Origin of the sequence: Aeromonas molluscorum 848 (assembly GCF_000388115.1) — a bacterium.
GTDB lineage: Bacteria > Pseudomonadota > Gammaproteobacteria > Enterobacterales > Aeromonadaceae > Aeromonas > Aeromonas molluscorum.
In genome coordinates this window covers 1-20,275 of the sequence record NZ_AQGQ01000064.1, presented here as the reverse complement: position 1 = coordinate 20,275, position 20,275 = coordinate 1, and the positions used below count along the sequence as shown (strand labels likewise).

Genomic DNA, 20,275 nt, shown 5'->3' with positions numbered 1-20,275 from the left:
ACTTGTATGCCCCTGCCAAGCGCCTCGCATTTCGGGCTCGCTGGTATCTCATCCTGCTGCTGGCATTCAGCCCCGTTATCATACTGCTCTGGTATCTGGGGCGAGAGTGGTGGCTGACAGAGGCGCCAGCCATCATCACGACCGAGCCTCAGCTGGTGGTGGCCAATGGTGATGGTTTCATCAGAAGTATCTATGTGACTCCCGGCCAATCCGTCTCGCAAGGAGATACATTGATGCGCTTCGAGTCACCGACGCTCCAGGCCAACATCGAAGGGAGAAGGATTCGCCTGAAGTCGATTGAGCTGGACAAGGGGGTAGCCGAGCAGGCGATATTGAACAACCTGGATGAGCAGATCAGCATTGCTGAGCGAGGCACCCGTGAGCAGGAAGGGATTTATAAGGAGTACGCGGACTACAGGAAGGAAAAACTGGTATCCAGTGCCGAGTATGCCAGTTCTCTGCTGAGCTGGACTCAATCACGTATCTCACTGCAAAAGGCCAGGTCAGAAAAGACGCTGCAAGAGCTGCAGATCCAAGAAGATCACCTGACGGGGCCACTGGCCAGTGCTCGACACTCTCTGGAGCAGGAGCTGACGGAGATGGAGGCCATATCAAAGCAGCAACAGCCACGGGCTCCGGCAACGGGAAGGGTCTCTGATGTGCTGGTGCAAGAGGGTGACTGGGTCTTTTCGGGCGCACCGCTTGCTCTGATCTCCAAGCATGAGGATCCCTTGGTCATTGCTTATGTATTGCCCAAATATTTATCCTCGATGGAGACGGGCCACAAGGCGATCGTCAAGCTGCCAAGCGGGGAGCGCCTGGCGGCGAGGGTTGCCAGACCGGTAGAGTTGGCTGACAAGTTGCCAGCTCAACTGGCCGCCCCGTTCGAGGGGGAGAAGGCGACACTCAAAGTCGCTTTGTCACTGGATGAAAAGCTATCTTCGGGATTATTGGTCGAGGGGCTACCAGTCACAGTGTTGTTTGATTGAGCCAAAGCGCTGTGCTTCCATTGAGGGTACAGCGCTTTCATCTGATGTTCGTCAAGTCGTCAAGTCGTCAAGTCGTAAAAGAGGGGCCCGTTCATGCTTCCTAATCTGACATGATCGACTTATGTATCCGTACTGCCACACTGTCCATCTCCTCATTCTCGCCACACTGAATGAGATTGCGGTTATCAGCGCCCTGTAGGCGCGGGAGCCATTGATCCTCCTGTCGGCCTTGAATTCATCTGCGGGTACGTCGCCGGACCAACTGACGATGTGCTCTGGGTACCCATCTGATTTGATTATGGTTTCCAATCTGGCGCGGGAAATAGACTCATGATGGCGCCTGATATGTTTCTCCGGGTATATTGAGTATTGATGGCGATCCAATATCATGACGCTCGCCAGCCAGCTCTGGTATTCAGATGATGTGCTACCAAGAGCCCGCAACAGAGGCTCGTCGAGGGATGGAATGAGAGCCGTAATATTATGTGTGCTGGGCCTGTGGCCCGCGTTGAGTTTCGCCAGTCTCGGCATGAGCGCCGACATGGTCATTGTGAACAAGTCCTCCTATAGCCTGAGCCTGATGAAGGATGGCAAGGAGCTGAAACGCTACTGGATAGCCCTGGGCCCGGCTCCAAAGGGTCACAAGCAGCGGGAGGGCGATCAGCGCACCCCCGAGGGGCGTTACACGCTGGATTACAAGAAGAGTGACTCCAACTTCTATCGTGCCATCCACATCAATTACCCGAGCCTGGATGACATCAAGACAGCCAATGAACTCGGGGTTCGCCCCGGTGGCATGATCATGATCCACGGTCAGCGCAACGGCAATGGCTCCAGCCTGCAACCGTCCAACTGGACCAACGGTTGCATCGCCATGCTCAACAAGGACATGGATGAGGTGTGGAGCGCCATCGAACCCGGCACCCCCATCATCATCAATCCCTGAGGGGAAAAACGAATAAAAACGGCAGGCCATTGGCCTGCCGTTTTTTATTGGGCTCTTGTCTGGCTTAATTGGGTTTTACCCTGGCGCCAATCTGGGTCTTGATCAGCGCCTGCAGCACGGCCATGAGTGCCGCCCCTGTCATACCAAACATCAAGACGCCATTGGCTGCCTCAAGCGGGCCCAGCATCTTCCAGTGGGAGCTCATCACTATGTCGCCATAGCCAAGGGAGGTGAAGTTGACTCCCGAGTGATAGATGGCCTCATAGAGCTGGTCGAATTCGCCGAGAGTGAGGAACAGTACCCCCCAGAGCGTGATCTGCACGAAGTTGCCCAACATCAGCAAGACCATGACCACTAGCAGGGGGCCGACACCACGTCCCAGCCAACCCGGATTGGCATTGTTATGAACCTGGTTGATATAGAAGCGCACCGCCCAAAAGGTCACAGTGGCTTGCAGTGAGAGGCAGATAAGCATAGTGGGCAGACCCACCAGCATGTTCATCAATATCATGACATCGTCTCGTGATTGATTGTGTGTGGAAGGTGTCGACCCGCGCGCCAGCGCTCAAGCACCCAGACGGCGCCCCATGCGTAGCAGGCGACGAGCAGGAACAGGCCCAATCTGAACAGGGAGGCCTGAAGTACATCCTTGCCGTTGGCGCTGTCCTGAATGGCGGGGCCCAGCAGTATCATCATGGTCATCAAGGCGTTGACCCAGAAAGAGGGGGCAACCCGACTCGTCTTTATCCTGAATAGCCGAACTCCGAGCCAGAGGCTGGTGGCCATGACCCACAACATCAGCATCCAGAGATTGGGCCAGAGGGCGAGTCCGGACCAGGCGATGGCGGCTACCAGGGCACCGACCAGCGTTGAACCAATCAGCTCCTTGCCTGCATTGCGGGCATTGGTGGTGCAGGCCTGCTGGCTCAGCGCCACCGTCTTCATGATGGCGGCCAGATAGTGGGAGGGATCTTGCAGCGCCAACACCAGGATCGGCAGCACTATGATGACGGCCCGCAGCGCCACCCAGCTTGCATTCTCGGGGCTGAGATAGGCAGGTTTGGCCCCCTGACTCGGCTCATCGGGAAACAGGTTGTGAGAGACGGTGCCGATGAAGGCCCCCAGCATGACCCCGGTCGCCAGCGCCTGGATCACCATGAAGGCGAGGGCCTGATCCGCCACCCCGGCTACCGGGACCAGAGTGAAGGTGATGACCAGCAGGGTCAGCAAGGGGTTGCCACTCTTGAGTCCAAGGTAGAAGAGGCCAAACAGTATCAGGGCAATCAGCATCAGGGCGCTGGCCCCATAGTGCTCGAGCAGGGGAACCATCAGCACGCCGCTGGCCATCAGTCCCATGAGCACGCCCCCCATCAGCAGCCCCTTGATCGGGGATAAGGGGGGGCCGGGTTTGCACAGCAGCAGTATCACCACCAGGCAACTCAAGTGGGGCTGGGGCAGGGCCAGGCCATAAGTGATGAGGACACTGAGGCCAAGTCCCAGGGTGAGACGCAGTACTGCCTTGTCAGCCCTGTGCATCAGGGGGTTGCTCCACATTGCATTCGTTTGCCGCTCAATAGAGGTAGGAAAGCAGGCTCATCAGCCTGATAAAGCCAGTCCCCAAGCCATTCATTAGCCAGTTGTCGCCGCTGTAAACCAGCACTTCGGCCTGGCCGCCAACCCGGATCCCCTGAATGCCCTTGAGCTCGCCTTGTTCAAACTCGATGGCGACCGGGAAGCGCTGCGCCTGACGCAGCCAGTCACGGTTGTTTTGCACTGTGGGCAGACTGCCTGCCGCACTCTGCGAGCCGGAGCTGACCCCGTTGCCCAGGCTGCGGACCTTGCCCTTTAGTACCCGGCCCGGCATGACGTCGAGCACGATGGCCACTTCATTGCCGGGGGCCAGATTACCCAGATTGTTCTCCGTCATGTCGGCGCTTACCCAGACGTCGTGGATGGCGATGAGTGTCATGGCTGGGGCGCCGGCCGATGTGAACTGACCGGCATCGGTGCGCAGATCGGTGACCAGACCGCGGGAGGGAGCGAGTACCTGAGTGTGACTGAGATCCAGTTCAGCCTTTTCGATGGCGGAACGGGCACTGATTAGCTGGGAGTTGTTATCGCCGCTGTTGCCTGCGGCTTCCTTGGCCTGGATAAGGCTGGCCTCGGCGGCCTTGACCTGGCTCTGGGCCTGCACCCGAGTCGCCCTGGTCACTTCGAGCCGACGTACCGATATGGCACCGGGATCCTCGGCATAGAGCCGCTCCTGGCGATTGGCGTCTTGTTCTGCCTTGAGACGATTGGCCTTGGCGGCCTGCAAGGAGGCTTCGGCGGCAATGACACCGGCCCCCGCGGCATTGACTGAGCGCAGCACAGAGTCATAGTCGGATCTGGCCCTTTGCAGGGCTATCTGGTACTGGCTGGGATCTATCTCGAACAGCGGCTGCCCCAGGGTGACATCCTCGTTGTTCTTCACCAGCACCTTCTGCACCTGACCCGACACCTGGGCGGCGATGGGCACCACGAAGGCCTGCACCCTGGCCTGGGAGCTGTAAGGGGTGAGGCGATCGGCGGTGAAGTACCACAACAGGCTTATGCCGATCAGGGCAAGCAGCAGCAAGGTGCCAATACGGCTCCCCTTGCCCGGTTGAGGGCTGGGTGCCGGCGGCGCTGGCGGGTTGGCTGAGGGTATAGGTGCATCTTGGCTCATGGTCTTCTCGTCATCACATTAGGGGGCATCGGCGCTGGGCAGGGGATCGGTCAACAGTGGACCCCAGTCACTGCGCGACTGCATCTCTTGCTGGCTCTGCTCGTCGAGCAGAGGGCGGCTACGTCCTTGCTGCCAGCCACCCCCCATCGCCTTGTAGAGGGAGATCAGGCTGAGCATCACATTGCCGCGGCTGCTGACCAGGCGCTCCTGCTGGCTGAACAGCGCGCGCTGGGAGTCGAGCACTCGCTGGAAGTCCGCCATGCCTTCCCGATAACGGATATTGGCGATGTCGAGGGAGCGGCGGGCAGCCTGCTCTGTCTGTTCCAGCAGGACGATCTGCTCCTCATTCTTGGCAAAACCTATGGCGGCATCATCAATCTCGCGAGCGGCGCTGAGCAGGGTATTCTGGTAGCTCTCTTTGAGCTGCTGGAAGCGGGCATCCTGCACCAGGACCGCATTGCTGAGCAGGCCATGGTCAAACACATTCCACTTGAGACTTGGGCCTATGCCCCAGTCCAGGGTGGAGCTGCTGCCCGACAGCGAGGTGGCCGACAGACCGACCGAGCCGAGCAGGGTGAGGGAGGGATAAAGTTCTGCTTCACTCACGCCGATCAGGGCCGATTGTGCCGCCATCAGCCGCTCGGCACTGCGCACATCCGGCCTGCGACGAATGAGATCCGCAGGCAAGTCCGCCGCCAAGGTAAGTTTGGCGTGGGGGATGATACCTGTGTCTGCGCCCATCTCCGGCAGGGGGCCGGGGGCGCGGGCCAGCAGCGTGCTCAGGGCGTTCTGCCCCTGACGCAGACTGGCTTCCAGGGTCGGAATGCCCGATAGCGTACTCAGGTATTGGGTCTTGGCTTGCTGTACGTCCAGTTCGTCGCTGTTGCCGCTTTTAAACAGCTTCTCGGTGATCTCCAGACTGCGTGCTTGCAGCCGGGCGTTTTCCCGGGATATCTGCAGGCGCGACTCCAGGGTGCGAATGTTGACATAGAGGCTGGCCACCTGGGCCGCCATCAACACCTGCACATCATCATATTGCGCGAGCGTCGAGAAATAGCTGGCGTCCGCCGCCTCTATGCTGCGCTGGAATTTACCCCAAAAGTCGATCTCCCACCCGAGATTGGCACCCAGTCCATAGCTCATGAAGTGGCTGTCGGGGCCGTCCCGTACCTGACCGGTCTGCAGGGCACTGCCGCTCACCTGTTGCAACTGGGGATAGCGGCTGGCGTCGGCGATGCCGAGTTGGGCCCTCGCCTCCAGAATGCGCAGGCCTGCGACCCGCACGCTGGGGTTCTTGGTCAGGGCTTCCTGTACCAGGGCATTGAGCACGGGATCCTGAAGCTGGGTCCACCACTCATCGAGCCGCTCGGTTGATTGCCTGGCTTGGGTCTGCTTGATTGAGCCACCTTGCCAGTGAGTAACGGCACCACCCTCGGGCCTGACATAGTCAGGCCCGAGGGTGGTGCAGGCACTCAGCAGTAGACTACCAAGCAGGGCCACCCCGATGGGCGCCCTGTGGTAACGGATGTGGTTGCTGCTGGCTGACAATCGCTCAGGGGGCATCTTGCTGCTCTGTCACCTGGGGGGCGCTACTCAGGGGAGTGAGATGATCCCCTGCTACCCAGGCCATGAAGATCTGGTAGCCGATGGCGAGCAGGGCGGCCCCGACGAACATGCCGAGTATGCCGCTTGAAACCATGCCACCCAGGGCACCCAGCAGAATGATCGGCATAGGAGCATCGACGCCACGACCAAGCAGCATGGGCTTGAGCACGTTGTCGGCCAGGCCGGAGATGACCAGCAGCGCTGTGTAGGCGACGGCTGGGGCAGTCGCGTAGTCACCGCTGCTCCAGATATAGATGACGCAAGGAATGAAGATGACGGCGGCCGGAATTTGGGCAATGCCCAGGATCAGCGCGATCAGCGCAATCACGCCCGGGGCCGGGATGCCCGCGATGGCGACCGAGAGGCCGAGCAAGATGGCCTGGATGAAGGCCACCCCGATGACCCCTTGTGCCACGGCACGTATGGTCGCGGTACAGAGGGTGGCAAACTCGTCACCCCGGCCTTCACCCATGATGCGGGCCGAGATGGCTCGGGCGCTCTGCTGACCCGGCAAGCCGTAGGCCATGATAATGCCGGCGACCACGAAGGAGAGGATGAACTGGAGCATACCTGTCCCCATGCTGGCCACCATGCCAAGCGCCGCCTTGGCGATGTTGCCTATTTTGGGTTGCATGCTCTGAATGAAAGCGGGCAGATCGGTCGCTGCCTGATGCCAGACGGCGTAAACCTTCTTGCCAACGACAGGCCAGGTGCCCACGGATTCAGCAGGCATGGGTATCACCAGGCTGTTGGCCTTCATGTTATGGACGAAGCTGGTGACGGTGTCGGCCAGTGAGCTGGTCAGTATCGCCGTGGGCCCCACGATCAGGACTATGCCGCACAGCACCAGCAAGGTGGCTGCCCGGCCTTGGCGGTTGCCGAGTCGCGCCGCCAGCCTCTGATGGAAGGGGTAGAGGGTGACCGCCAGGATCAAGGCCCACAACATCAGGGTCAGGAAGGGGGAAAAAATACCGTAACAGGTGATAACCAGAGCCAGGATCAGGCCCGCCTTGATAAGCACGTCCAGCAGCTTGTTAAACAAGCGGCGTTCCAGTTCGGGGTTAGTATCTTGTTGCATATCAGGCTCTCGCGATGGAAGTGAGGTTGGGGTAATCAAGTATTGGTTATTTTGAGGGGGGCCATTCTTTAATTATTTACCTGTCCCCACGCTTAACCAGATCTCTATTTCTCAGTTATCGATTAAAAAAGGTTGTTAGTAATCAATATATTATTTTGCATGAGATTAAGAAAGCCGCCACTGCAGAGTTTGTAGCAATGCATCCAGGTGCGTGGTCCCGCTTATTGAAGGTGCCCGGGCATGAGGAAATCTGGCGAGCGTTGATATTTATATGGGCAGCATAAAGATGATGTATTTTGGTTATCTAGTCATTTATAGCGGCATATTTATCTGTCATTAGTCCGGGGTGTTTGCGAATAATCCACGGTAGAGAACGGATCGCTCGAGAAGTATGGGGGCTCGCGCGCCAGGGGGACGCTGCCGAGTGGACTATCAATGACTGGATTGCGGCGCTGCCGGGTTAGAGTCCATCCTCCGGCTGTGATAGTTTGCTGTTCTTTAAGTCATGGAATGACAGATATGGCCATCGCTCCCGCGTCGCAGCCTGCCGAGGTGCTTCGCTTCTCCCGTCCGCTCCTATTGCGGGCCAGTCTGGATATATTGCCGCTCTCGGTGTCTGTGGTGCCCTGGGGGATCCTCTGCGGCGCTCTGGCGCTGCAGGTGGGGCTCAGCCCATTACAGGCCCAGCTGATGTCACTGCTGGTATTTGCGGGGGCGGCCCAGCTCTCTGCCAGTACCTTGCTCGGAGCGGGAACCCCTCTGCTGCCCATCCTGGGCTCTACCTTCGTCATCACCTCCCAGCACTTCCTCTATGGTTTCACCTTCAGGCGCGAGGTGATAGGACTGCCCCTGCGCTGGCGCGTCGGGCTCGCCTTCTTCCTCACCGATGAGATGTTTGCGGTGGCCCTCAAAGACAGGGAGCGTCAGGGGGTATTCAATCCCGCTTATGCCCTGGTGGCCGGGGTTGTCTTCTACCTGTTCTGGAACCTGGCGACCCTGATTGGCATCGCCGCTGGTCAGTACATTCAGGGGTTGGAACAACTCGGCCTCGACTTTGCAATTGCCGCCACCTTTATCGCCATGACAATCCCGGCCATGAAGAATATGCCCATGGTGGCCGCCACGCTGGTCAGCGGCGGCCTGGCCGTCATCACCAAGCAGTGGTTCGCCGAGGTGTACATCATCATCTCCTCACTGGCGGGCATGTTGGTGGGCTATCTGTTGCAACGGGCGAGGGATTGACGATGAAGATCTTCATGAAAGTGTGCGTCTCTGTGCGGCCCTGGGGGGAGATACTGAGATGAGCTGGCTCATGATAGGCCTGCTGGCCATGATCACCTTCTTCAACCGTTTTGCCTTTTTCTCCCGTCTGACTCGCTATCAGCCGGGGGAGGAGATGGGCACCTTCCTCAGCTTCTCCGCCCAGTCGGTGCTGACGGCCATCTGGTTGCCCATCGTCTTCAGTTATGAGCCTGCGACGGGTCTGAGCTGGGATCTAGATTACCTGCTGGCCGCCGTACTGGTGACGCTGCTGACCTTGCTGCGTCTGCCGACGCTGGCGGTGGTGGTGATTGGCATGGGGGGCTTCTTCCTGCTGCGCTGGCTAGGGGGCGCTCATGCCTTGTGGGCCATGCTGCCCTGAGCGCGATGGCGTAAACCATCATCTATCCCCCATAGCAAGAGCCCCGCAATGGCGGGGCTCTTTCGTGAGGATTTTCAGCGGCAAGGAATACGCGGGGTCTTAATCCTTGAGCACGGCTGCGAAGGCGTCGGCTACGTATTCCACATTGCGGGTATTGAGCCCCGCCACGCACATGCGGCCCGAGCGCACCAGATAGACGGCGAACTCCTCGCGCAGGCGATCGACCTGGCTTGGGGTCAGGCCGGTATAGCTGAACATGCCCCGCTGGCTGATGAAGTAGCTGACATCCCGGCCAGGCAGTCTGGCGCTGAGCACCTCAAACAGCTTCTGGCGCATGGCCTTGATGCGGGTGCGCATCTCGGTCACCTCGTCGAGCCAGAGGGCGCGCAGCTCGGGCTGGTTCATCACCGCCGCAGTGATTTGACCGCCGTGGGTGGGCGGGCTGGAGTAGTTGCGGCGCACGGTGGCCTTCATCTGGCCCAGCACTCGGCTCGCCTCTTCGGCATCTTTGCAGATGATCGACAGGCCGCCACAGCGCTCGCCGTAGAAGGAGAGGTTCTTGGAAAACGAGTTGCTGACAAAGAAGCTGACACCTGCGTTCAGCATGGCGCGAATGGCGTAGGCATCCTCTTCCAGCCCGTCGCCGAAGCCCTGATAGGCGATGTCCATGAAGGGAATGAGGTTCTGCTCGACCACCAGGGCAATCACCTGATCCCATTGGGCGCGGGAGAGATCCACGCCGGTCGGGTTATGACAGCAAGGATGCAGCAGCACTATGCTCTTGGCGGGCAGTGCGCTCAGACAGTCGATCATGGCTTCGAAGTTCAGACCGCCACTGGTTTCGTCATAGTAGGGGTAGTCGTGCACCTTGATGCCGGCCCCCTCGAACATCGCCTTGTGGTTGTCCCAGGTCGGATTGCTGACCCACACCTCCGAGGTCGGGAAGTAGCGCTTGAGCAGATCGGCGCCGATCTTCAGCGCCCCCGAGCCACCTATGGTCTGGATGGTGGCGATGCGCCCGGCCTTGACCGCTTCGTGGTCGGCACCGAACAGCAGGTGCTGGACGGCGGTGCGGTAGTTGGCTGCCCCCTCCATCGGCTGGTAGGGGCGCGCTGCTGGCGCGCTGGCGCGCTGGGCTTCTGCCTGCTGCACCGACGGCAGCAGCGGAATGCGGCCCTGCTCGTCGTAATAGAGACCTATCCCCAGATTCACCTTCTGCTCGCGGGTGTCTTTGTGAAAGGTCTCGACCAGGGTCAGTATGGGGTCGCCAGCATAGGCATCGACGTGTTCAAACATGGGGGGTCCTTGCTAAATGGAATCCAGATCCAGAGGGTAAGCGTTCGAGGGTCATGATGGCGCAAAGCAGGCGAGGGCTCAAGTCCGATGCAGGCCACCACGGGCCTGGATTGTTCTCTTTGCTGTAAAGGGGTGCTGGCGGTTCAGGACAGGGTTCATGGCGCAGGGGGAAGGGGCACCATGGCACCGAGCAGCAGACCAAGCAGTTGGTCGGCAGCCTGGTCCAGCAAACGACCCCGGCTCAGCAACAATTGACCTTCTGCATCAAAGCCCAGGCTGGCAAGCAACCTGCCCTCGCCATCTCGTATGCGAGCGAAACCTATCAAGGCACCGCTCTCTCCCGCCTGGCAATGGAGCACCAGCTCGCGATCCTCGCCAAACAGGGTGAAGGCCCGGCATTGGGGCCTGGCTTCCTCATCATCGGGCCAGCAAAAGAAGTGGTACTGCTCGGCGAGCACGACTGCCTGCTGGCAAAATTGGTCAAACAGTAGTGTTATCGCCAGATACTCCTTGTCCAACCGACTGGCCTGTTCCTCAATGGACTTCATATGCCTTGCCTCCAATTTCATCCATTTGATTTTTAATTGGTTTTCTACAGTATCGCTAAGCGCATCCCCCGGTATGGCCCTGATCGGCAGTCGAGTCTGTGAGCCCGATCCAACTTCTGTTATGAAAACGTTATCTTATTGAAAGTGTATGACTTTTATGCAAAACCGCTCACGTTCGCATCCTGGGCCGCTGATTAATATGGTGCTGCTCGGCACTGACCGGGCCTGGACGTCTCGACCGTCGGGACTCACACAGCGGGAATAATAAAAAACATGGATATGAAGATGACCAAAGTGGCGCTGGTAACAGCCTCACTGCTGACCCTATTGTCCGGCTGCAATGGCAGCGGCTCCGATAACGATAATGGTAGTGGCGCCGATCCGGTTGCCCGGCTGCCCAAGGTAGACCCTCCCAGGGAGTTGCTGGTGGCGGGACCAAATGAGGCGGTGATCGCTCTGGTGGATACCCAGTCGGTAGCGGCGCGCGGGGTTGAGGGACCCTTTGCCAACTACAGTCTGCACCTGTGGAACAACGATGTCTGCAATGCCACCGCCGCCAGCGGCTTGAACGCGGACTGGGATGACGGGAGCAAGACGCCGGCCAGTGCCGACAGCTTCGGCCCGGCCTGGGTGGTGCCCCTCGACAAGCTGGCAGGTTGCCTCAACTTCATTGCCCGTAACGGCGAGATGGCCAATCTGACCGGGAGCGACATGAAGTTGATTTTCGAGGATCATCCGGATCGCACCGTCGCCATACTGGCAGGCAAGGGGGATATTTATGGTAGCCGGGCCGAGGCATTCAGTGCGGCTTTCGGGGTGGCGGGAGCCAGTGCCCATCTGATCGATGGCAACACCCTGATCTGGCAGGGGGGCAAGGATAAACCCCATGTGCGCCTCTATTACACCGAATCCGGCACCATCAAGGCCAATGCGGAAGGGGTATTCGACTTCCCCTACATCACCCTTACCCCGACCAGCCTGACTGCCGAGCAGCAGGCCAAGTATCCGCATCTCAAAGATGCCGCCGCCTTCGCCCTGCCGGCTGGCAAGAACCTCAAGCCGCTGCTCAAGGGTGAGCTGGTGGCCATCGGCACCGATGCCGACGGTATCTTGCAGGGGGCGACCCTGGTGCAGAGCGCCGGCGCCCTCGATGCCCTCTACAGTGAAGCAGCCACCAAGCTGACCTATGGTGCCGTGGTCGAGGGGGGCAATGTCACCTTCCGGCTGTGGGCGCCGACCGCCAAGTCGGTCAAGCTGGCACTGTTCGACGAGCAGCACCAGTCCCTCGGCGAGCGTACCATGACCCTGGACGAGGCCAGCGGCAGCTGGAGCCTGCAGGGCGGCAGCGATCTGATCGGCAAGTTCTACCGCTACGACGTCCAGGTCTATCACCCGCTCAGCCGCAAGCTGGAATCCTATCAGGTGACCGACCCTTACTCCCTTAGCCTGGCGATGAACTCCGAGTTCAGTCAGGTGGTGGATCTCAACGATCCTGCCCTGAAACCCGAAGGTTGGGACAGCCTCAAGGCCCCCCACAGCCAGGCCAATCCCGCCGACATCACCATCTATGAGGCCCATATCCGGGACTTGACCGGCAACGACGAGTCCACTGCCCCTGCGCACAGAGGCAAGTTCCTCGGACTGACCGACAGTGACAGCGTACCGGTCAAGCACCTGCAAGCCCTGGCCAAAAGCGGCGTCAGCCACCTGCACCTGCTGCCGGTGTTCGACATCGCCACCATCAACGAGGATCCGGCCAAGGTCGCCAACATCGGCGACGACTTCAGCAAGCTATGCGAGGTCAATGCCGAGGTCAAGAGTTCCAAGTTTGCCGGCCATTGTGGTGGCGGTCAGACCATAGCCGCCGTGCTGGGCGAGCTGCAAGCGACCGACAGCAAGGAGAACCCCGTGGTGCAGGAGCTTTACGGCTATCTGCGCGGCGTCGACTCCTTCAACTGGGGTTATGACCCTTACCATTACACCACCCCGGAAGGCTCCTACGCCACCAACGCCGAGGGTAGCCAGCGCATTCTGGAGTTCCGCGAAATGGTGCAGGCCATCAAGCAGGACATCGGCATGAACGTGGTGATGGACGTGGTCTACAACCACACCAACGAGGCGGGCCTGGGCCCGAAATCCGTGCTCGACAAGATAGTGCCCTGGTATTACCAGCGTCTGAATCCGGAGACCGGCTCGGTGGAGAGCTCCACCTGCTGCTCCAACACGGCGCCGGAACACGCCATGTTCGCCAAGCTGATCGATGATTCCCTGGTGACCTGGGCGCGGGACTACAAGATAGATGCCTTCCGCTTCGATCTGATGGGCCACCACCCGAAAGATCAGATAGTGCAGGCCCTGGTCGAGGTGAAGAAGGTCAACCCCGAGATGTACTTCTACGGTGAGGGCTGGAACTTCGGTGAAGTTGCCGATGACAAGCGCTTCGTGCAGGCGACCCAGAAACACCTGGCTGGCACCGGCATCGGCTCCTTCTCCGATCGGTTGCGCGATGCGGTCCGTGGCGGCAGCCCCTTCGATGGCGGCGAAGGCATTCGCAAGAGCCAGGGTTTTGGCAACGGCGCCTTGGTGGATGGCAACGAGCTGGATGGCGTCGATCTGGCGACCGCGCTGCATCAGTCCGATCTGGTGCGCCTCGGCATGGCCGGCAACCTCAAGGCGTTCGTGCTGACCGACAAGGATGGCGCGGCGAAGAAGGGGTCGGAGATCGACTACAACGGTCAGGCGGCGGGTTACGCCCAGGATCCGACCGAGATCCAGAACTACGTCTCCAAGCACGACAACCAGACCCTGTTCGACAACCTGGTCTACAAGGCGCCGGCCGGTGCCAATTTGGTGCGGATGCAGGGGGTATCGCTGGCGACCGCCATGTTGGGGCAAGGTATTCCTTTCACCCATGCTGGCAGCGAGTTGCTGCGCTCAAAATCCATGGAGCGGGACAGCTACGACTCCGGTGACTGGTACAACAGGGTCGACTACACCCTCGCCGACAACAACTTCGACAAGGGCTTGCCGCGCAAGGACAAGGATGGTGACAACTATCCATTGATCGAGCAGGTACTCGGCCAGCATGCCAAGCCTGGCACGGCCGAGATGCAGATCATGATGGGGTTTTATCAGGAGCTGGCCGAGCTGCGTCAATCCTCCCGTCTGCTGCGTCTTGGCAGTGGCAGCGAGGTGATCAAGCGGGTCGATTTTCGCAATACCGGGCCGGATCAGGAGCCCGGCCTCATCGTGATGACGGTGGATGACGGCATCAATGCGGGTGCGGATCTGGATCCGGCCATCGACGGTCTGGTGGTGATGATCAATGCCACCAATGCTCCCCAGAGCATCGGCGATTTTCGTGACGGCAAGGATCAACCCATCGATCTGACCAGCCTGCAGCTGAGCCCGGCCCACCATGGCAGCAACAGCATCGCCAATGGTGCCGTGGCCAATGGCAGCAGCCTCACTCTGGGGGCCTGGTCGGCCGCCGTCTTCGTCAAGCCGCAGAGTGGCGCCCAGGGCGCGGGTCTGCCGGTTGGCAAGAAAGGCTAACCCAAGCTGTCCTGACCAGGAGTCTGGGTAGCAATCGCACATCGCCGCCTCAGAAAATAAAAGCCAGCCCCTCGGGCTGGCTTTTTCATTCCTGGCATCAGCGCCACTGAGGCGTGACGGACAGGGGACTCAGCGCTTGCGCAGCAGGCGTAGCGCATTGGCCGTCACCAGGGCGGTAGCACCGGTATCGGCCAGCACCGCAATCCACAAGCCGGTAATACCGAGCAGGCTGGTGACCAGGAAGATGGCTTTGAGCCCCAGTGCCAGCGCTATGTTCTGGTGGATGTTGGCCAGCGCGGCCCGCGACAGGCGGATCATGGCGGCGATGCCGCCGAGCTGGTTGTGAGTCAGAGCGGCGTCGGCGGTCTCCAGCGCCACATCGGTGCCGCCCCCCATGGCGATGCCGATACTGGCCCGTTTCATGGCGGGGGCATCGTTGATGCCGTCTCCTATCATGGCGACCTTCTGCTGTTTGGCCAGCTTGGCAATCTCCTCCACCTTGCCCTCGGGCAACAGACTGGCGCGCCAGCCCATGCCAAGCTCGGTGGCGATGGCCTCTGCGGCGCGAGGGTTATCCCCGGTCAGCATGATGCTTTGCAGCCCCAGTGCCCTGAGCTCCTGCAGCGCCGCCGCCGCCTCGGGCCGGATCTGGTCGCGCAGCGCCAGCAGCGCCATCGGCGTTGCCTGCGTGATCGCCTCATTGCCCGCGTGATTGAGGAGCGAACAGAGGATGACCACTGTCTTGCCTTGCTCCTCCAGGCGAGTCACTTGCTGGTGGATGGCCTCGCCCAGGTGGGGGATCCTGCTCGGGGCCAGCAGTTGCCAGAGTGCGCCGTCGATGCGACCCTCGACACCCATCCCTGGCAGGGCACGGAGATCCTGGGCTACGGCCAGGGTCAATCCTTGCTTCTTGGCCGCAGCGACGACGGCCCGGGCCAGCGGGTGGTGGGAACCCTGCTCGATGGCGGCGGCCAGCGCCAGCAGCTCGGCCTCGGGCTGGCGGTTCAGACTGATGAAGTCGGTTAGCTGTGGCTTGCCCAGGGTCAGGGTGCCGGTCTTGTCGAAGGCAATGGTATCGACATGGGCCAGTCGCTCCAGCGCCGCGCCACCCTTGATCAGCGCGCCCTGCCGGGTTGCGGCCGCCAGGGCGGAGGTGACCGCCGCCGGGGTCGAGATCACCAGGGCGCAGGGGCAACCGATGAGCAGCAACGCCAGTCCGCGATAGATCCACTCATCCCAGCTCTGACCGAAGGCCAGCGGCGGCACTATCACCACCAGCAAGGCGACCAGCATCATGGCCGGGGTATACCAGCGGCTGAAGCGATCGATGAAACGCTCGATGGGTGCGCGCTGGGTCTCGGCCTCCTCGATGAGGTGCAAGATGCGGTCGATGGCGTTGTTGCCGGGCTCGGAGACGACTTCGAGGCGCAGCACCCTGTCCGCCGCCAGACTGCCGGCGGGGACTTTGTCGCCCTGGCGACGCTCCACCGGGATGGATTCACCGGTCAGGGCGCTTTCGTCAAAGGCACCCAGGGCGTCGAGCAGGCGAGCATCGGCGGGCAGGCGAGCGCCCGGGGCTATCTCTATGATGTCGCCGGGGCGCAGCTCTGCGGCTGCGACCTCTTCCCGCTCTTCGCCTTGTGCCCCGTTACGAATGCGTACCGCCTGGTCGGGCACCAGCGCCATCAGGGCGGTGACGCCAGCGCGGGCGCGCCCGGCGGCGTAGGCCTCCAGATGTTTCCCCCAGCATGAACAGCAGCAGCACCATGGCCGCCTCGGCGGTCTCGCCGAGGAAGAGGGCGCCGAGCGCGGCCACCGTCATCAGGGTCTCGATGGCGAAGGGGGAGCCGCTTCGAATCAGGGCCCACGCCTTGCGGGCGACGGGCCAGAGTCCCCAGAGGGTCGCCAGGATAAAGAGTGGCTGGCCAATTGACGAGGGCAGCAGGGCAGCCACCCCCATCAGCACCGCCAGGGAGAGTGGCTGCCAATACTTGACCAGCAGTGTCAGCCAGGGGCTGCGCGGCTTGCTGTTGGCTGTTTTGTTCTGGGCCTCGCCCTTGAGTCGAAAACCGGCGGTCAGCACGGCGGCGGTGATGGGGTCGGGGGAGAGGCCAGGAGCCAGGTCCACCACCAGCTTCTCGGTGGCAAACAGCACCCGGGCCTGCTGCACGCCGGCCACCCGGCTGACGGCGGTTTCTATCTTGCGGGCGCAACTGGGGCAATCCATCCCCAGCACCTGCCAGCTATGGCGGCGACTGCCCTGTTCCGGCGCTATTGAGGGCTCGGCGTCGGCAGCATCTTGATGATCGTGAGATGAATGGAGAGAGCCGCCATCCTGACTGTGTCGGTGCCCTCTGGGGGGGTCTTCATCCGCCAGCGATTCGCTCGTCCCCTGATCCTGATGATCATGGGGCACTTGGCTCGCGCAACGGCTGACCGGTGCGGCATTGTCACAACAGTGGCTGTCGTGGCGATGCTGAGTCTGATTGCTTGTCGCCTGTTTGATCCCCTTGATGGGGGGCGTAGGGTGTTGATGGTTGCAGCAGGATTTGCTCATGATGAGTCCCTCTTGAATGGATCCCGCCCGTACGGGATCCTGAATACCTCAACAGTGTAAACCTTGGTGTTAAGTCCAAGGTCAAGCCCCCTATGTTTCTGCCTAGTGGGGCGCGCGTTGTGGCCCAGGATTTATATCCCTGTGATTGACGGGTGTTTGTCGCCTGCTGCTGCGCCTATACTGGGACCCTGGATCCTCCCCCCATCATCAAGGACATATAAAATGAGCAATTCCGTCACCCTGCAAGGCAACCCAGTCTCCGTTTCCGGTCACTTCCCCGTTGCCGGTGAGCAGGCCAAGCCCTTCTCCCTGGTTGCCAAGGACCTGTCCGATGCGACCCTGGCGACCTTCGCCGGTCAGCGCAAGATCCTGAATATCTTCCCGAGCGTCGATACCCCGACCTGCGCCGCTTCCGTGCGTAAATTCAACGAACAGGCCAGCGCCCTGAACAACGCCGTGGTGCTGTGCATCTCCGCCGATCTGCCGTTCGCCCAGTCCCGCTTCTGCGGCGCCGAAGGGCTGGACAAGGTTGTTAGCCTCTCCACCATGCGTGGCGTCTCCTTCCTGCAAGACTACGGTGTCGCCTTCTCTTCCGGTCCGCTGGTCGGTCTGGCTGCCCGCGGCATCGTGGTGCTGGATGAACACGACAAGGTGCTGCACAGCGAACTGGTAGCCGAAGTGGCCGACGAGCCGAACTACGCCGCGGCTCTGGCAGCCCTGGCCTGATAGGTCGCCAGCGAGGTCATTGGCTTGAACAAAGCCAAGTGACTGAAATAGAAAGGGCCCGCAACGTAGCGGGCCCTTTTTGTATGTATCGGATAGCGATGTTCAACTAGCTGGTTGCTTGGCTCAGGGCGCGATCCAGACTCTGCGAAAAAGCATCATCCGGGTCATCCTCGATCACCAGTAACCCAAGCTGTTTTGCCTGCGCGACCGAGAGTTGGCCCGACAGCAACGCCTGGATGCCAGCCTCGCTGGTCAACACAACCCGATCCCGTTTGGCAGGCCCCTTGGTGTGCGTCTGCAACAGCAAGACCTCCTTGCCCCTGACCCGGGACCAGAGCCCCGAATCTACCAGCAGGATGGAGACATTGCCTGGCAGGGCACCCTGCTTCAGGACTCCTTTCAACTGATTGAGCCACTGATAACTGCGGTTGAAGCCATCTGGCCCGACCATCTTGGCCACAGGTGCGAGATCCTGACTCGAAACGGCCGTCGCCGTGGCGATGGCGATATCGAGCGAACCCGGCCAGCTCTGCTCGAAGGGGTTGGGGTAAATGGCATCGTAGCCGCAGGCCATGGCCAGGGGGGCGGGCCCCGTGGCCATGGCGCAGAACAGCAGTCTGACGGCTAGTTTGCTCATGGGGTCACTATGTTGAACCAGAAGTTGAACTTGTCCAGCATGCCGACGAACTCGCTGAACTTCTTGCTGTCGCCGGTGATCTTGACCTGGCCGCTGGCGATCTCCTGCTCCAGGGTGGTTTGCCCCAGCTGGATGTCATCCAGTACCTTCTTGGTCAGGGTCACAGTGGTATCCGGCTTGTCGGCATAGCGGGTCGTGTGGTTCAACACCGCATTCTCGATATTCAATGAGTGTTTCTCATTGATATCGGTGAAGTCGATGTTGATGGTCATCTGCTTGCCGGCGGCTTTCTCCGGATTCAGGCGCACTGCCAGATAGTCGAACAGCATGCTGGGCGGCATGGCGCGTATGGTGTCGGGAGACGCCGTGTTGGTACCGCCCGCAGTGGGGACGCCATTGCGCAGTTCGTAGGCCCCCTGCAGGTAGACGGAACGCCAGGGACCTGACTCGGCCTGATAGCCCAGCTGCTCCAGGGTATCGGCCAGCAGCAGCTTGCCTTCTTTGTTGTTGGGGTTGGCAAATACCAGATGCTTGAGCACTTCGGCGACCCAGCGGTACTCCCCTTTATCGAAGGAGGCCTTGGCTTTCTTCAATACCTCGGCTTCGCCCCCCATGAACTCGATGTATTTGGGGCCCACCATTTCCGGCGGCAAGTTGTCCAGATCGGACGGATTGCCCGAATACCAGCCCATGTAGCGCTGATAGATGGCTCGGCTGTTATGGCGCAGGGTGCCGTAGTAGCCACGGTTCGGCCAGAAGTTTTCGAGCTCCGGCGGCAGCTTGATCTGCTCCGAGATCTCCTCGCCCGTGTAGCCCATGTTCATCAGGCGTACCGACTGATCATGGATGTACTTGTAGAGGTCACGCTGCTTCTTGAAGTAATCGACAATGTTGGCGTTATCCCAGCGTGGCCAGTGGTGACTCTGGAACTTGACCTCTACCTGGTCGCCCCAGGTCTCGATGGTTTCATTCAGATAGGTTGACCACTTCAACGCATCCCGTACCTGGGCACCGCGCAGGGTCAGGATGTTGTGCATTGTGTTGGTGGTGTTCTCCGCCATCCACAGCGCCTTGTGCTGCGGGAACCAGGTGTTCATCTCGGCAGGGGCTTCTGTCCCCGGCGTCATCTGGAAGACCATCTTGACGCCATCGATATCGAGTTCTTCACCCGTCTTGGTGATCAGCTTGGTGGGCACGATCAAAGAGGGTACGCCAGTGGAGACCGTCTGGCCCAGCCCGCCGTTGACGCCGCCCTGGGCATTGCGGGGCAGCAGGGCGCCATACATGTAAACGGCGCGGCGGCCCATGGCATTGCCCGCGATCACGTTCTCGGAGACGGCATGCTCTGTGAAGCCTTCCGGGGCGATGACCTGGGCATTTTTCCGCTCCTCAGGGGTGCTGAACAGACCGGCGGCGCCACCGTAGTGGTCAACGTGACTGTGGCTGTAGATCACCGCGAGCACGGGACGCTTGCCTTCCTTCTCGTTGATGAAGGCCAGGGCCGCCTTGGCGGTGTCTGGCGAGATGAGCGGGTCGAAGACGATCCAACCCTTGTCGCCCTTGATGAAGGTGATGTTGGACAGATCGAAGCCGCGGACCTGGAAAATGTCGTCGGTGACCTTGAACAGGCCGTACTGCATGGTGAGCTGGGCGTTACGCCACAGGCTGGGGTTGACCGTATCAGGGGCGGCTTTATCCAGTCCTATATAGGTCTTGTACTGCTCCTGATCCCAGACGACGTTACCTTTGTCATCCTTGATGGTCAGGGTCTCTGGCTTGGCGATGAAGCCGCGCGCCGCATCGGCAAAATCCTGCTTGTCGTTGAAGGGAAGCTGAGTCTTGACCGCCTCGTTCGCCTTGATGGTACTCGCACTGGCCGGCTTGGCATCGACCAGGGCGAAGGCGGCGTTGGAATTGAGACAAAGAGTGGCAATTATCAGGGTTAACAGGCGTTTAGTGGGGACTTTGGCTGGCGTCATTTATCTAGGG

The 20,275-nt window shown here is 60.5% G+C and carries 14 protein-coding genes and 2 pseudogenes; 6 read left to right on the top strand and 10 right to left on the bottom strand.

Annotated elements, in window-relative coordinates:
- Both G113_RS10600 and G113_RS10595 read left to right on the top strand, forming a co-directional pair.
- Positions 1 to 989 (top strand): HlyD family secretion protein (locus G113_RS10600; protein WP_040319124.1); only part of this gene is annotated, 989 nt, incomplete at its 5' end.
- A 466-nt stretch (positions 990 to 1,455) separates the two neighbouring features.
- Positions 1,456 to 1,935 (top strand): L,D-transpeptidase family protein, encoded by a 480-nt coding sequence (locus G113_RS10595; RefSeq protein ID WP_040319123.1) that lies wholly within the window; start codon positions 1,456 to 1,458, stop codon positions 1,933 to 1,935.
- Between the two features lie 64 nt (positions 1,936 to 1,999).
- On the opposite strand, the gene G113_RS10590 is transcribed toward G113_RS10595, so the two are convergent.
- From G113_RS10590 to G113_RS10570, 5 genes are read right to left on the bottom strand one after another with little or no spacing between them, the layout of a single operon-like run.
- Complete coding sequence (locus G113_RS10590; protein ID WP_005901027.1) at positions 2,000 to 2,446, bottom strand: ion channel; 447 nt, start codon at positions 2,444 to 2,446, stop codon at positions 2,000 to 2,002.
- Entirely contained in the window at positions 2,443 to 3,489 is a 1,047-nt protein-coding gene (locus G113_RS10585; protein ID WP_005901025.1) for a DUF2955 domain-containing protein, read from the bottom strand. Before G113_RS10585 ends, G113_RS10590 begins: the two co-directional genes overlap by 4 nt.
- A 16-nt stretch (positions 3,490 to 3,505) precedes the next feature.
- Complete coding sequence (locus tag G113_RS10580) at positions 3,506 to 4,642, bottom strand: HlyD family secretion protein (protein WP_005901022.1); 1,137 nt, start codon at positions 4,640 to 4,642, stop codon at positions 3,506 to 3,508.
- Positions 4,643 to 4,660: 18 nt separating this feature from the next.
- On the bottom strand, positions 4,661 to 6,205 hold the full coding sequence (locus G113_RS10575; RefSeq protein ID WP_005901020.1) for a TolC family protein: 1,545 nt from the start codon (positions 6,203 to 6,205) through the stop codon (positions 4,661 to 4,663).
- Entirely contained in the window at positions 6,195 to 7,325 is a 1,131-nt protein-coding gene (locus G113_RS10570; RefSeq protein ID WP_005901018.1) for an AI-2E family transporter, read from the bottom strand. Before G113_RS10570 ends, G113_RS10575 begins: the two co-directional genes overlap by 11 nt.
- Before the next feature lie 519 nt (positions 7,326 to 7,844).
- Here G113_RS10570 and G113_RS10565 point away from each other — a divergent pair.
- Entirely contained in the window at positions 7,845 to 8,567 is a 723-nt protein-coding gene (locus tag G113_RS10565; protein ID WP_005901016.1) for an AzlC family ABC transporter permease, read from the top strand.
- 58 nt (positions 8,568 to 8,625) lie between these two features.
- Complete coding sequence (locus tag G113_RS10560; protein WP_005901014.1) at positions 8,626 to 8,967, top strand: AzlD domain-containing protein; 342 nt, start codon at positions 8,626 to 8,628, stop codon at positions 8,965 to 8,967.
- A 99-nt stretch (positions 8,968 to 9,066) separates the two neighbouring features.
- On the opposite strand, the gene G113_RS10555 is transcribed toward G113_RS10560, so the two are convergent.
- A complete protein-coding gene (locus G113_RS10555) occupies positions 9,067 to 10,263 on the bottom strand; it encodes an amino acid aminotransferase (protein ID WP_005901011.1) in 1,197 nt (398 codons plus the stop codon).
- A gap of 155 nt (positions 10,264 to 10,418) precedes the next feature.
- Positions 10,419 to 10,811 carry a hypothetical protein gene (locus tag G113_RS10550; RefSeq protein ID WP_005901009.1) on the bottom strand — a complete coding sequence of 131 codons (393 nt, stop codon included), beginning with the start codon at positions 10,809 to 10,811 and terminating at the stop codon, positions 10,419 to 10,421.
- 273 nt (positions 10,812 to 11,084) lie between these two features.
- Here G113_RS10550 and pulA point away from each other — a divergent pair.
- Positions 11,085 to 14,360, top strand: a pseudogene (gene pulA, locus G113_RS10545) (pullulanase-type alpha-1,6-glucosidase); the annotation flags it as partial.
- Between the two features lie 135 nt (positions 14,361 to 14,495).
- On the opposite strand, the pseudogene G113_RS10540 reads toward pulA, so the two are convergent.
- A pseudogene (locus tag G113_RS10540) lies at positions 14,496 to 16,923 on the bottom strand (zinc/cadmium/mercury/lead-transporting ATPase).
- A gap of 222 nt (positions 16,924 to 17,145) precedes the next feature.
- Between G113_RS10540 and tpx the strand changes: the two are divergent.
- Positions 17,146 to 17,649 carry a thiol peroxidase gene (gene tpx, locus G113_RS10535; RefSeq protein ID WP_005901005.1) on the top strand — a complete coding sequence of 168 codons (504 nt, stop codon included), beginning with the start codon at positions 17,146 to 17,148 and terminating at the stop codon, positions 17,647 to 17,649.
- A gap of 106 nt (positions 17,650 to 17,755) precedes the next feature.
- On the opposite strand, the gene G113_RS10530 is transcribed toward tpx, so the two are convergent.
- Together G113_RS10530 and G113_RS10525 are read right to left on the bottom strand one after the other, a co-directional pair.
- Positions 17,756 to 18,286: a hypothetical protein gene (locus G113_RS10530; RefSeq protein ID WP_005901004.1), complete on the bottom strand. Its 531-nt coding sequence runs from the start codon at positions 18,284 to 18,286 to the stop codon at positions 17,756 to 17,758.
- Positions 18,283 to 20,265 (bottom strand): alkyl/aryl-sulfatase, encoded by a 1,983-nt coding sequence (locus G113_RS10525; protein ID WP_005901003.1) that lies wholly within the window; start codon positions 20,263 to 20,265, stop codon positions 18,283 to 18,285. The genes G113_RS10530 and G113_RS10525 overlap by 4 nt, the downstream gene beginning before the upstream one ends.
- Positions 20,266 to 20,275: the final 10 nt, after the last annotated feature.